The 14,315-nt window shown below is 44.5% G+C and carries 10 protein-coding genes; 8 read left to right on the top strand and 2 right to left on the bottom strand.

The window, feature by feature from the left end; translation table 11 throughout:
- Positions 1-94: 94 nt before the first annotated feature.
- On the bottom strand, positions 95-2,017 hold the full coding sequence (locus R3D00_20160) for a PAS domain-containing protein (GenBank protein ID MEZ4775510.1): 1,923 nt from the start codon (positions 2,015-2,017) through the stop codon (positions 95-97).
- 218 nt (positions 2,018-2,235) lie between these two features.
- On the opposite strand from R3D00_20160, the gene R3D00_20155 reads away from it, so the two are divergent.
- From R3D00_20155 to R3D00_20140, 4 genes are all read left to right on the top strand, one after another.
- On the top strand, positions 2,236-2,478 hold the full coding sequence (locus R3D00_20155; protein MEZ4775509.1) for a hypothetical protein: 243 nt from the start codon (positions 2,236-2,238) through the stop codon (positions 2,476-2,478).
- Between the two features lie 64 nt (positions 2,479-2,542).
- Positions 2,543-3,301 carry a LytTR family DNA-binding domain-containing protein gene (locus tag R3D00_20150; GenBank protein MEZ4775508.1) on the top strand — a complete coding sequence of 253 codons (759 nt, stop codon included), beginning with the start codon at positions 2,543-2,545 and terminating at the stop codon, positions 3,299-3,301.
- Between the two features lie 79 nt (positions 3,302-3,380).
- Entirely contained in the window at positions 3,381-4,655 is a 1,275-nt protein-coding gene (locus tag R3D00_20145; protein ID MEZ4775507.1) for a DUF2341 domain-containing protein, read from the top strand.
- A 99-nt stretch (positions 4,656-4,754) separates the two neighbouring features.
- Complete coding sequence (locus R3D00_20140) at positions 4,755-6,794, top strand: S9 family peptidase (GenBank protein ID MEZ4775506.1); 2,040 nt, start codon at positions 4,755-4,757, stop codon at positions 6,792-6,794.
- On the opposite strand, the gene R3D00_20135 is transcribed toward R3D00_20140, so the two are convergent.
- A complete protein-coding gene (locus R3D00_20135) occupies positions 6,791-8,413 on the bottom strand; it encodes a GMC family oxidoreductase N-terminal domain-containing protein (GenBank protein ID MEZ4775505.1) in 1,623 nt (540 codons plus the stop codon). The two genes, R3D00_20140 and R3D00_20135, sit on opposite strands and share 4 nt — an antisense overlap.
- Positions 8,414-8,543: 130 nt before the next feature.
- On the opposite strand from R3D00_20135, the gene R3D00_20130 reads away from it, so the two are divergent.
- Genes R3D00_20130 through R3D00_20115 form a run of 4 tightly spaced genes read left to right on the top strand, consistent with a single transcriptional unit; the run spans position 8,544 to position 14,312 of the window.
- Complete coding sequence (locus tag R3D00_20130; protein ID MEZ4775504.1) at positions 8,544-10,577, top strand: alpha amylase C-terminal domain-containing protein; 2,034 nt, start codon at positions 8,544-8,546, stop codon at positions 10,575-10,577.
- A 9-nt stretch (positions 10,578-10,586) separates the two neighbouring features.
- Complete coding sequence (locus R3D00_20125) at positions 10,587-11,087, top strand: CinA family protein (GenBank protein ID MEZ4775503.1); 501 nt, start codon at positions 10,587-10,589, stop codon at positions 11,085-11,087.
- 55 nt (positions 11,088-11,142) lie between these two features.
- The gene (locus R3D00_20120) at positions 11,143-13,002 is read left to right on the top strand and encodes a glycosyltransferase (GenBank protein MEZ4775502.1); all 1,860 of its coding nucleotides are present in this window, start codon (positions 11,143-11,145) and stop codon (positions 13,000-13,002) included.
- Positions 12,999-14,312: a glycosyltransferase family 4 protein gene (locus tag R3D00_20115; protein ID MEZ4775501.1), complete on the top strand. Its 1,314-nt coding sequence runs from the start codon at positions 12,999-13,001 to the stop codon at positions 14,310-14,312. Before R3D00_20120 ends, R3D00_20115 begins: the two co-directional genes overlap by 4 nt.
- Positions 14,313-14,315: the final 3 nt, after the last annotated feature.

The following is a 14,315-nucleotide window of genomic DNA, read 5'->3' as shown; positions in this document are numbered from 1 at the left end:
AATGATGCATTTCTCCCAATTACTTAATCATTCCGATATTAAAATACCTACTGCGATTTCTGGAAGAATGGGCGTTTTCTGAGCGCTGGGATGCTTAATTTCCAATAAAGTCGGAGATCGTAAAATAAAATGTGCTTCCTTTCCCATATTCTGATTCTACCCAGATCTTCCCCCCATGCAGGTGGGCAATTTTCTGACAGTGGGCAAGGCCTATTCCTGAGCCTTCATACTCACTGTCAGTATGTAATCTTTGGAAAATGACAAAGATTTTTTTCTGATACTCAGGCTCAATACCTATACCATTATCGGAGATACTAATTTCCCATTCATCCGTCTCCTTTTTTGCTGAAATGCGAATGATGGGAGGGATTTCCTGATGGCGAAACTTGATCGCATTTGAAATCAGGTTCTGGAAAATGACAAAGAGTTCTGTTTCATACCCTTTTACTACAGGTAAATGATGGATTTCTAAAACAGTATTTGTCGATGAAATTTGTACACTAAGGCTATTTATGACTTGTTGAACCAGAATGTTGAGATCAATATCGATCAAATTTTTATTCATGCCGATATAGGAATATTCAAGCAGCCCTTTGATCAGTTTTTCCATTTTTTCCCCTGCATGATAAATAAACCCCAGCAATTCGTTGATTTCCGGATCCAGATTTGTTCCCAGTCGAATTTTAAGCAGGCCTGTAAAACTCATAATGGTGCGTAAAGGCTCCTTTAAGTCGTGAGAAGCGATATAGGCAAATTGCTCCAGCTCTTTATTCTTCAGTTCGAGCTGTCTGGCCTTTATTTTTTGTTTTTCAGCCTCCTTTTCCTGGGTGATATCCCAGTTGGTGCCCAGCATTCGTATTTCTTTTCCAAGTTCATCGCGTTGTACGGTCGCCAGAGATTTTATATAGTGAATGGATTGATCTGGCCAGATGACTCTAAACTCTGTATTGTAGGCTTTTTCTCCCTTTAAGGCCAGGGTGATTTCTTGTTGGGCCAATGAAATATCATCAGGGTGAATTTTTTCAATCCACGATTCCGCGGTGTTCTTAAAATCTTCTTTTTGAATGCCATAAAGTGTGAACATCATTTCATCCCAAAACAAATAATCGGTTTGGATATTCCAATCCCAGATTCCAACCCCGGCTGCATGGGTGGATAACTGAAACCGCTCTGTAATTTCCGCGAGTTCTATTTTTGTTTTTTTTAGTTGTGTTTCAGCGAAAATTCGTTCCGTAATATCTGCCAGTATACTTAAGTTGAAGTCCTTACCTATGCGAATCGCATAATATTGGGCTATGCGGAATTCTCCGTCAGGCCTTGTAAAAGAAAATTCGCCAATCTCCTTCCCTTTTTCCAGAAATTCATGGTACTGGGTCTTACTATCCTTGATGTTGGTGGTTTTCAATTCGCTCACATTCATGCGAGAGAGTTGCTCTATCGGATACCCAAACAATTGTGCGCTAGCCGGATTGACAGATAGGTAGTTACCTTCGTCATCTGCAACCATTACTGCATTCAGGCTTTGGTCAAAAATAGTCTGAAGAAATGTTTCCCGATCCTGCAAAATCTGAATGGTCTCCAATCTTTCTGTAATATCCTCACATGTACCCATGATCCGATAAATGGTTCCGGAAGAATCATGTAGCAAAAATCCTGAAGATTGAATGTTCCTTACCTGCCCGGAAAGGATGATACGATATTCAAGGTTAAAGGTCTTATTCGAAACGTCTTGTTTTAATATCTGGTTTATTTCCTGCTGAAGCCTTTGCTTATCCTCGGGGTGCAGGACGCTGAGAAAATATTCATTTCTGTTTGCCTCGAAATCCAGCGGAATGCCAAATATATTGTGCATAGGTTCATCCCAATGTATAAGGTCTTCCATTGGATACCAATCGTAACAGCCTCTTAGGGATGCGCTAAGCACAATTTTCCGGTGCTCTGCACTTTTATTAAGTGTATTTTCTATCAGTAAGCGATACCATTGCTCGTCTTTACGGCTGTTAGTGGTATGTGTCATATCTATAGGTTAGGGTAAATCCCTTTTTCTTAAGAACCATGAATACGGATTATTCCTGCGGTTTACAGAATACGGGCCGTGTCGAGCAGATAAAGTTTGAGCTTGGGATTCCATGCAGGGCTTTATTTTGTAAGAATATGCCCTATCGACTTGTATTGGCAATATAGATAAATTGTAGAAAAACAACTATAGTTTTCCTCTCTGAAATATCTATTAGAATGTATCGGATTGACCCTGTCCACTCCGTAAGAATCCGCATTCATCTGGTTATTTTTCAGGTTCAGTATTTCCTATTTTGGTCTTATCAATTGTATGACTTGTTTCAGTCCACAAACAAACACATTATGAGCCAGATTCATTTCTCCCATACCGTTTTTACTGCTATCAAAATTTGTATCGGTTCGCTTGTCGTCGCAGGTAAGTTGCTTCTGATGTTACCCGCTTTACTAATGGACAAATAATCTAAGCGCAATTCTTCCTTTCCTTCGATACTTTTCCGAACTTCCCGAAGGAAATGTATGCCCTATGCTGAAAGTTCTGGTCATTGAAGATGAACACCTCGCGGCCCGCAGGCTCATCCGCCTATTGAAAGAAATAGAGCCTGATGTACAGGTTCTTGCAACGCTCGACTCTGTAAAAGCATCCGTCGAATGGCTCGAAGGCAATCAGGCCGACCTGATCTTCCTGGATATCCATCTTGCCGATGGCAACAGTTTTTCTATATTTGATCAGATTCGGGTTTCGACCCCTATTATTTTCTCTACAGCCTATGACCAGTACGCAATCCGTGCGTTTAAAGTCAATAGCATCGATTATCTGCTCAAGCCGATTGAAAAAGAGGAGCTTGCCCAAAGTCTGAAAAAATTTCAACAGGCTCGCCCGACAGAACCGAAAGTTGATCTTTCTGTGTTAGCCGAGGCTCTGCTGGGTAAAAAATCACCTGAATATCAGAAGCGTTTTATGGTCACGAGTGGCGACAAGATCAAATCAGTCCCGGTGGAGGAAGTCGCCTATTTTTTTGGTCAGCAGAAATATGTATTTCTGATTACCAAAGACAACCGGCGCCATATTATCGATATGACACTCAGCCAGTTGGAAGAAACTCTTGACCCTGCCAAATTTTACCGCATCAACCGACAGTTTATAATTGGTTTTGACTCTATTGTAAATATGGTGGCCTACTCTAAAAGCCGTGTGAAGGTTGAACTCAATCCTGCCAGCGATCTTGAGGCAATTGTGAGTATCGAAAAGTCCAAAAGCTTCAAGGATTGGCTAAATGGCTGAAATCCGAAAAAAATTGCAATAAGATATTACGTTTTTGCCTGCTTGTGATACCAAGCAAAAAATCACCTAATATCTTATCATGAAAAAGTACTTAGTAATTCTGTTTTCCATTTTTATTTTCTCAAATCTTTACAGCCAAAACTGCCTTACAGGCTGGGCTTATTATAAGGAGATTACCTTTGACAACAGTGCCGGCACAAATACCCTTACGGACATTCAGTTAAGGGTCGAAGTGAATACTGCCGAATTATTTTCTCAGGGAAAAGTCCGAAGTGATTTGGGGGATTTGCGGGTGGTGTTTCCCGATTGTACGCCGGTTCCTTTTTATTTTGACAGTGCGGCCACTTCATCAGAGAATACCTTATGGCTTCGTGTACCCCAGGTGATTGCACAGCAAAATCTGGTTCTGCGTCTGTATTATGGCAATCCCAATGCTACGTCTGAGGCAAGCGGTGATGATACATTTCTCTTCTTCGACGATTTCTCCGAAGATTCAGTGGATATGAATAAATGGCAGCCAGTAGGAGAATATGCCACGCTGGACATCATTGATGGTGCGCTTCGTTATTCAAGTACGTATTCGCAGGCAACGGGAGCTCGGTTTAAATATCTCCGGTCCGCAGCCGTCTTTTCCGAATCGGTGTGGATGGATTTCCGCATCAACCAGGCCAATTCTCAGGAATTTGGTTTCAGTAGTGCGGATTCTATTCTGGAGAGATATATGCTCCGCTATCAACTTCCCGGAGATACGATCCGGATTCTGGCTGTAATGACTGATACTACCTCCAACGGCTACGCAACCATTACCGATTATCCTTACATACATATTCCCCGGCAGACTTTCCAGACGATTCAGGTAAAAGCCAAAATCAGTGAAAATCAGAAATTTACAGTGGAAGAAATTTATAATCTGGACAATGGCAATGCCAATACAGACGGACTGGAATTTCCCTTTTTTAATATGTCCGGATTTCACTTTATGCTCTCATCTTTTTCCAATTCCCAATATGTATATCTCGATCATATAAAGGTATGGCGTGCCGTAGATGACAGACCCGAAGGTACGGCGGGAGATGAGGTAGCCAACCCGGTATTCGTGGGGATAACCCCTGATTTATGGATTGGCGTGAAGGTTTATCCCAATCCTGCAACAGATCAGATATATATGGAATGGACAGATTCCCGGGCGATTGAATCGGTGCGCCTGATGGATATTACCGGAAAAATTGTGTTGGAAAAAAATGCCCCCGTAAATCAGTTCAGCCTCGGAAACCTTCCCAATGGCCTGTATTTGCTTCAGTTGTTTGAGAAAGGGCAGTTGATGGGCAGCAAACGAATTGAGATTCTTCGCTAAGGATTGTCTTTATTTTCCTAAAACAGTGAAAATCAACGGTCAGGCATACAAAGAACATGGAGGAATTACGTAATTTCGCCGAAAGAATAAATCAATTTGATGTTGGTAAAAGCGAAACAAATTCCCAGGAAACTGGTGACACACGGCCATGAGAGAATAGACCCCTATTTCTGGATGCGAGACCGCGAAAACCCTGAAGTAATTTCCCATCTTAATGCAGAAAATGCCCTTACAAAGGCTGTAATGGCTCATACTGAAAATCTTCAGAACCAGTTGTTTGAAGAAATGAAAGGACGAATCAAACCCGATGATTCGTCCGTTCCTTACCGGTTGGATAATTATTTCTATTACAGCCGATATGAAGAAGGAAAAGAATATCCGGTGTATTGCCGGAAAAAAGATAATCTGGACCAGCCGGAAGAAATTATTCTGGATGTGAATATACTGGCAGATGGCAAACCTTATTGTGAGATTGGTGGCAGTACGATTAGCCAAAATCATCGGTTTCTGGCATATTCTGTTGACTATCAGGGTAGAAGGATTTATACTATTCATGTCAAAGACCTCGAAACGGGGGAGTTGCTGAGTGATGAGATCCCTGAAATAACAGGCAATATGGTCTGGGCACTTGACAATCAGACCTTATTTTACAGTAAGCAGGATCCCGTTACCCTTCGCTCTGACAGGATATTCCGGCATCTTCTGGGGACATCTGTTTTGGCTGATGTTCAGGTTTTTGAAGAAAAAGACGAAACCTTCTATGTTCAGGTAAGTAAATCCAAATCCCGGCAATACATATTCATCCATTCTTCGAGTACGCTTTCTGATGAGGTCTGTTATCTTGACTCGACCAATCCTACGGGTGATTTCACGACAATTATTCCCCGTGAAAAGGAACATGAGTATTCGGTGGATCACTTTGGTACGGATTTTTATTTATTGACCAATGACCAGGCAAAAAATTTCCGTTTGGTTAAGGCGCCTCTGACAGCACCTTCCCGTGAAAACTGGACAGAAATTATTCCGCACCGGGCGGATGTGTTGTTGGAAGGGATAGAAATTTTTAAAGACTTTTTAGTCCTGGATGAACGAAAAAACGGCCTGAACCAGATCCGGATCATGCCCTGGGAAGGAGAGGGCGAATATTATCTCGACTTTCCCGACCCGGCATATTCTGCGGGTGTGGATTTTAATCCGGAGTTTAATACGCAGGTGTTGCGGTTTAGCTATCAATCGTTGACTACGCCTGCTTCCACTTTCGATTTTGATATGGTTTCGCGCAAGCGTACACTGCTCAAACAACAGGAAATACTGGGTGGATTTTCTTCTGAAAACTACCGTTCTGAAAGAATTTACGCTAAAGCAGAAGACGGAACAGCCGTTCCTGTGTCTTTGGTGTATCACAAAGATACCCCAAAGGATGGCAATTCACCATTGCTTCTTTACGGTTATGGTTCATATGGCTATAGCATGGATCCTTATTTCAGCCCTGCACGGCTCAGTCTGTTGGATCGCGGCTTTATTTATGCGATTGCGCATATCAGAGGTGGTTCAGATCTTGGCCGGCAGTGGTATGAGGACGGTAAAATGCTGAAGAAAAAAAATACATTTTCGGACTTTATTGCCTGCGGCGAACATATGATCCGTGCCGGTTATACCCGGAAGGGCAAGTTGTTTTGTATGGGGGGAAGTGCTGGCGGTTTGCTGGTAGGAGCGGTCATCAATATGCGTCCCGATTTATTTTATGGAGCGGTAGCTTCCGTACCTTTCGTTGATGTCGTGACAACAATGCTGGATGAAGACATTCCGCTTACAACCGGGGAGTATGACGAGTGGGGAAATCCTGCGGATAAAACCTACTACGACTATATGCTTTCCTATTCACCCTATGACAACGTAACAAACAGTGCGTATCCGCATTTACTGATTATTTCTGGCTTACATGATTCGCAGGTTCAGTACTGGGAGCCAACAAAATGGATAGCCAAACTTCGCGATTACCGCACCAATAACAACCGCCTGCTATTGCACACCAATATGGATGCAGGCCATGGCGGTGCGTCCGGGCGATTTGAGTCTTACCGGGAGGTTGCGCTTGAATACGCCTTTCTGCTGGATCTTGCAAGTTCTGATACCTAGTGGACTGATCCGGCATTTACCGTTTCGGTATTTTGCGTATTGGCCAGCAGCGGGTTTGAGAGAATCAGATCCGCTGCTTTTTCTGCAATCATCAGCACGGGCGCCTGGGTATTTCCCCGGGTAACTTTGGGCATAATGGAAGCATCTGCGACGCGCAACCCCTCAATGCCAATTACCCGTAAATGGTCATCTACGACCGCCATTTCGTCCCGGCCCATTTTGCAGGTTCCTACCGGGTGATAGAGGGTTTGCGCATTGCGGGTAATATGAGCCCGAATCTCCTCTTTCGTCCTCAATGCTCTTCCCGGAAGGAAAAAGCCGTCAAAGTATTTTTTGAGTGCAGCCGTCTGCACCAGTTCCAACCCTACCTCATAACCGACAACGAGCGTTTCGAGATCAATATTTTCAGATAGATAATGATGATCTATCATGGGTGCCTGAAGGGGGTTGTCAGATAAAATTTTTATTTCTCCGACAGATTCAGGCTGAAGAAGGGTAGGGCCGTAGCTGAAGCCATGGCCTTTGGGCGGCGTATCAAAGCCGTGATTCATAAAGAATCCGGGGGCAAAGTGGAACTGAATATCTGGCCCTTCCAGCCCGCTTCGCGTGTGGATAAAGGCGCCTGCTTCTGCTACATTACTGCTTAGTGGACCTTCTCCCCAGATCAGATAGTGAAACAAACTTGTCAGACTTTCTGCATTCTCCAGGGTTTTATGGTCTTTGTTGTGAAAAACCATCGGGATAATCAGGTGGTCCTGAAGGTTTTTTCCTACCCCTGGAAGGTGAACCAAAGGCTTTATGCCCGCTTGCTGTAATTCGTTTGAATCGCCAATTCCGGAGAGCATCAGCAGTTGGGGACTATTATATGCACCGGCAGTGAGAATCACTTCCCGGCTTGCCCTGACCTGCTGAATATGTGTAGGCAGCTGATATTCAATCCCAACCGCGCGGTTGTTTTCCACCATAATACGGCGTACTGTAGCATGAGTGATGACGGTTAGGTTTGGCCTGGACAAAGCCGGGCGTAAAAAAGCATCTGCTGCACTAAATCTTTTCCCACCTTTTTGATTGACCTGGTAGAATCCAAATCCTTCCTGCTTTTCGCCATTAAAGTCGGGGTTTACCTCATACCCCAGTTCTTTTCCCGCTTCTACAAAAGATTCTGTTATGGGGAATCTTTCATTTAAGTCGGTAATATGAAAAGGCCCGCCAACATTGTGATAAGCGTTTTCACCGCGGGTCTGGTGTTCTGATTTTTTAAAATAAGGCAAAACGGCGTCGTAATCCCAGCCTTTATTTCCGAGTTTTTCCCAGTGATCAAAATCTTTTTTATTCCCCCGGATATAGATCATCGCGTTTACACTGCTACAGCCACCCAGCACTTTTCCCCGGGGAAGATAGTATGACCGGTTGCCCGAATGAGACTGGGGCGGTGTAGAGTAGTCCCAGTCAATTTCTGTCTTAAAAGTTTTTGAAAATGCCGCGGGGATTTTAATATAACGGCTTTTGTCTTTTCCACCCGCTTCCACCATCAATACACGGATGGAAGGATCTTCGGTCAGACGATAGGCGAGAACGCATCCTGCTGTTCCTCCGCCCACAATAATATAATCATACATAGTATAGTCCTTTAGGCCAATTACGAATATAAACAGAAAATTTCACCCGATACAAATTATGCATGCATACTTTTATCATTTACAAAACTGCTTTTGAAAAATCGCAGGATATTTTGATACTTTGTAGCATATGAAAGCTGAAGAAAAAAAGAAAAAGGTATTGGGACTGGTTGCGGACGATCCGTGGTTGGAACCCTACACAGAAGACCTCGAGTATAGGCTGGAGCGATTTCAGTCTGCACTGAGTGAAATTTCGGACGCAAACGGGAGTCTGCGGGATTTTTCAATGGCATACCGTCAAATGGGCATTCATTATGACCCAATGGCTCAGGGCTGGCGATATCGGGAATGGGCGCCCCGTGCGGAGGCACTCTTTCTGATTGGCGATTTTAATGGTTGGAATCGCTCTTCCCACCCATTAAAAAAGGGGGAAAACGGGATTTGGGAAATTTTCATTTCCGATGATGCGACAAACGGGAAACTTACTGTCGGATCAAAAGTGAAGGTGCATGTAGTGGGCGAGAATGGCACGTATGACCGTATTCCTGCCTATATTTTTCGCGCAGTACAAGCCGAAGGCTCGACAGATTTTGCGGGTGAAGTAGTGGACTTGCAACAACCATTTAATTGGACCGATAAATTGTACAACCCTGCGGAGATTGATTCTCCGTTGATTTATGAATGTCATACGGGAATGGCCCAGGAAAAAGAAGGGCTGGGAACTTATCGGGAGTTTGCCGACAACATTCTGCCCCGGATCTCCCGGCTTGGGTATAATGCTATCCAGTTAATGGCGGTACAGGAGCATCCCTATTATGGATCATTTGGCTACCATGTATCCAATTTTTTTGCTCCCTCCTCCCGTTTTGGCACGGCAGATGACCTGAAGTATCTGATCAATAAGGCGCATGAGTGGAATATTGCCGTGATTATGGATGTGGTACATTCTCATGCGGTGAAAAATTTTGCTGAAGGGCTGAATGAATTTGATGGGTCTACCGACCAGTATTTTCATCCCGGAGGAAGAGGTGATCATAGCGGGTGGGATTCGAAATTGTTTAATTATGGGAAATGGGAAGTGCGCCAATTTTTGCTTTCCAACCTTGCATATTGGCTGGAGGAATTTCATTTTGACGGATTTCGCTTCGACGGTGTTACTTCCATGTTGTATTTCCACCACGGAGAACATGTGTCTTTTGACAGTTATGAGAAATATTTCCGGGAGGGAGTAGAGTGGGATGCGATTACGTATCTTCAGCTGGCAAATGAACTGGTTCACAACCTTAAGCCTGGGGCGATTACCATTGCCGAGGATATGAGTGGAATGCCTGGTGGTTGCCGCCCGATCAAAGAGGGCGGAATTGGCTTTGACTATCGGCTTGGGATGGGGATTCCCGATTATTGGATAAAACTGCTCAAGCATAAAACTGATGAAGAATGGAATGTACATGAGTTGTGGCACGTGCTGACCAATCGCAGGTACAAAGAAAAGACCATCGCGTATGCAGAATCCCATGACCAGGCACTGGTAGGAGATAAAACGCTCGCTTTCTGGCTGATGGATAAGGAAATGTACTGGCATATGCAGATAGATGATACGCATCCTGTCATAGACAGGGGAATAGCCATACATAAAATGCTGCGGTTGCTTACCGCCTCACTGGGGGGAGAGGGATATCTCAATTTTATGGGCAATGAATTTGGCCACCCCGAATGGATTGACTTTCCTCGCGCCGGCAATAACTGGAGTTACCAGTACGCCCGCAGGCAGTGGTCGCTGGTTGACAGACACGACCTGAAATACCAATTTCTCAATGCCTTCGACAAAGCAATGATCGGCCTGCTCAAGAATGAATATATTCTTTCTGCCCAGCCGGCTCAGCCACTCAATATGGACGAAGAAAATCAGGTGATCGTATTCGAACGCCACAATCTGGTGTTTGTCTTTAACTTTCATCCTACCAGATCTATTCCTGACTATGAGTTTACTGTTCCGGAAAACGGTCCTTACCAAATTATTTTAAACTCAGATTCGGCACTTTTTGGCGGACACAAGCGGATAGTTGAGACGCTGGAATATCCCACATTAAAAGATGAATATGGCAATTTTCGTATTCGCCTTTATTGTACCAACCGCACGGCATTGGTCTTAAAACTTAAATAAATCTTTTGTATGTCGCCAGATATTGAATCAAAAAAGCTTGCTGCCAGGGTTGTCTCCCATTGTGGGAAAAAGGGGATCGTACTTGCTATCGCCGAATCCTGCACAGGCGGTTTGGTTTCCGCTTCAATCACTTCTGTTTCTGGCTCATCTGCTGTTTTTGACCGCGGATTTGTGGTTTATAGTGATAACTCTAAAACAGATATGCTTGCAGTTCCTGCTGATCTGATCAGAATTCATGGTTCGGTAAGTGAGCAGGTCGTATTGGAAATGGCACTGGGCGTTTTGAAAGTATCTGTGGCAGATCTGGCGATTGCGATAAGTGGTATAGCAGGCCCTTCTGGCGGGACAGATGATAAACCGGTGGGTCTTGTGTATATTGGGTGGGCAAGTCGCGAAGGGAAAAGTAAAGTCCGGAAATTTCAGTTTAAAGGCACACGCGATGAAATTAGACAGAGTACAACTATCGCGGCACTGTCTATGATCTTAATTGAAACAAATGGTTTGAGTTGAAGGTTTGGAAAACCCTAATCTATTCGTATTTTTTGAGGAGAATTAAGGTAAATATATGTCTGTAGAAAACGCTGAAACACTGCAAGCCCATTCAAATGGCCAGATGAATCCCACAGAACCCGATGCCAACGCGCTTCTGGTGGAAGTTTCCTGGGAGGTTGCTAACCCTGTCGGAGGAATTAATGCCGTTATTCGCTCCAAAGTTCCTACGATGATGGAAAAATGGGGGGACCGGTACCTGCTGATAGGTCCGTATATCAATCATAATGTAATGGCAGTATTTGAGCCGATGGAACCCGGGGATGACCCTTATGGTCGTGCAGTCACGAAGATGCGGAATATGGGGTTTCAGGTTCACTATGGCCGATGGCTGACCAGTGGACGGCCGCTTACCGTACTGCTTCCTCCTTATTCCGTATATGACCGCCTGCCGGAAATTAAATATTTATTGTGGGAACACCATGACATCAGCACACCCGGTGATGATGACCTGATCAATAGTGTGGTGGCCTTTGGCTGGATGGTGAAAGTATTTATGACCCGGCTCTCAGAACCAGACGTCAATACCCAGCCGGTAGTCGCACAGGTCCATGAATGGATGGCAGCTACTTCTATACCCGAAATACGTCGGGATAAACTGCCAATACATACTGTATTTACGACCCACGCGACCATGCTTGGCCGGTATCTCGCCATGAATGACCCCAATTTTTACGACAATCTTCCCTTTTATGACTGGGCCAAAGAAGCCCGCCATTTTAATATAGAAACACAGGTAAAGTTTGAAAGGGCAGCAGCACATGGTGCCCATGTATTTACTACAGTGAGCGAAGTTACTGCTAAGGAATGCGAATCCTTGATAGGCCGAAGACCGGAGGTCGTTACGCCCAATGGCTGGCGCCTGAGCAAGTACGATATCTCCCATGAGATTCAAAACGTTCACCAGAAAAATAAGGACCTGATTCATGAATTTGTCCGCGGACATTTTTTCCAGAACTATTCCTTCGACCTCGATAAAACCATGTACTTCTTTACTTCAGGTCGCTATGAATACAAAAATAAGGGATATGATCTCACGCTGGAGGCCTTGGCCCGGCTCAACTGGAGATTAAAAGATGCGGGTGTAGATACCACCGTAGTCATGTTTTTTATCACCAAACGCGACTATACTTCTATCAACCCCAGGGTACTGGAATCCCGCGCCACCCTGGGCAAAGTCAGACAGACCGTCGAAGAAATCAAACAACAACTGGGCGATCGTCTGTTTGATAAAACGATTTCCAATGACTACAACCGATTTCCCGATCTCAATGATTTTGTGGATGATTACTGGAAAATTAATCTTCGCAGAAGTGTTCAGAATTGGCATAGTGAATCGCTGCCTCCAATTGTAACACATAATCTGGTAGATGACGCCAACGATGAAGTTCTCAACTTCATGCGAATGGCAAATCTGCTAAACTACAAGGAAGACCGGGTAAAAATGGTTTATCACCCAGATTTCATTTCTACTACCAGCCCGCTGTTTGGAATGGACTACCTGGATTTTGTGAAGGGTTGCCACCTCGGAATTTTTCCAAGTTTCTATGAACCATGGGGCTATACACCTATGGAATGTATGTCCTTTGGTGTGCCTGCGATAACCAGCGATATGGCGGGTTTTGGCGATTACCTGGTCAAAACACTGGATAATCCGGAAAAAGCAGGGGTATATGTGGTCAACCGCGTGAATAGAAGCTTCGATGAGGCCGCAAACCAACTCGCAGACCAACTATTTGCTTTTGCCAAAATGTCGCGCGCCAAACGGATTTCCCAACGTTACAAACTGGTCGAAGCTGCGGAACAGTTTGACTGGAAAAATCTGGCTAAATTTTATGAAGAAGCCTATCAGAAAGCACTGAAAATCCATTCATGAAATACAAAATACTTACGCTGGGCTGGGAATATCCACCACAGATTAATGGAGGGTTGGGTGTTGCCTGTCAGGGACTTACTCTTGCGCTAAGCGAATATGCGGATATTTCGATGATCATTCCACGCTCTGATCCCAAATTACTGGAACAGAATATTCAGCTTATTGGTGCCAATGAGGTGGATGTTGAAAAACTCGTCGAACAAACCCCAAAACTTCACCGGTCGATTCTCTCAAAAGTTCACCTTGATTATGCCGATGTAATACTTTCGGGATACGAACAACCGCAATTGTATTTTACCCGAAAAAAAACAACCACTCCCACCATGGTAGTGGAAAGGCCTGTCAAAGACAATGTCATCGGGATGCCCCGCAAATTCAGATTGGGGGCGCTGTATGGTTCTGATTTGCTAACGCGTATCAGCGAATTTACAGAAATCGCTTCCCGCCTTTCCCGCAATATGGAGTTTGATGTTATTCATGCCCATGATTGGATGACTTTTCTCGCCGGTATGGAAATCAAAGCGATTTCGGGTAAACCACTTGTGCTGCATGTTCATTCCCTTGAGTATGATCGCGGCGGGCCTGAAAAAAGAGGGTATGTCTATGAACTGGAAAAACACGCCTTGCAGGAAGCCGATTTGATCATGCCCGTAAGTGATTACACGGCAGATATCATTGAAAATCATTACGAAATTGATTCTGCCAAAATCTGGGTCGTACCTAACGGCCAGGAAAAGCTGAAAAGCTATCGGAAAAAACCTGCATTTCCAGAAAAACTGGTTGTTTTTGTAGGCAGGCTTGTCGCTCAGAAAGGGCCTGAGTTTTTTCTTGAAGTAGCAAAGAAGGTGTTGGAGAAATACGACCGCGTACGTTTTGCGATTGCAGGGAAGGGCGATAAGATGGCCGAACTGGTACAAACAGTGGCCAAAGCCAGGTTGGGAGACCGGATTCATTTTACCGGATTCCTCTCCGGCAAAGATACCCGCAAGTTGCTGGCAATGGCAGATGTACTGGTGATGCCTTCTGTGTCCGAACCCTTTGGGTTGGTTGCAACAGAAGCTGTACAGATGGGGGTCGCATGTGTCATATCCCGCCAGTCGGGAGTATCGGGCGTACTTACCCACGCGCTGACTGCAGATTATCACGATACAGAAAAAATGGCCGGTGATGTCATTTCTTTGCTTCGCAATCCCAGTCTCCACCAGAAGATTGTCGCTGCAACACAAAAAGATCTGGAAAGTATTAGTTGGGAACTCTCCGCAAGAAAAGCTTTGGCGGGTTTTCAGAAAGTTCTGGGACACAATAAATAAGAA

It is taken from the genome of Bacteroidia bacterium (assembly GCA_041391665.1).
Classification (GTDB): Bacteria; Bacteroidota; Bacteroidia; order J057; family J057; genus JAGQVA01.
The sequence above is the reverse complement of the archived record's forward strand: the minus strand, read 5'-3'. Positions and strand labels throughout refer to the sequence as shown.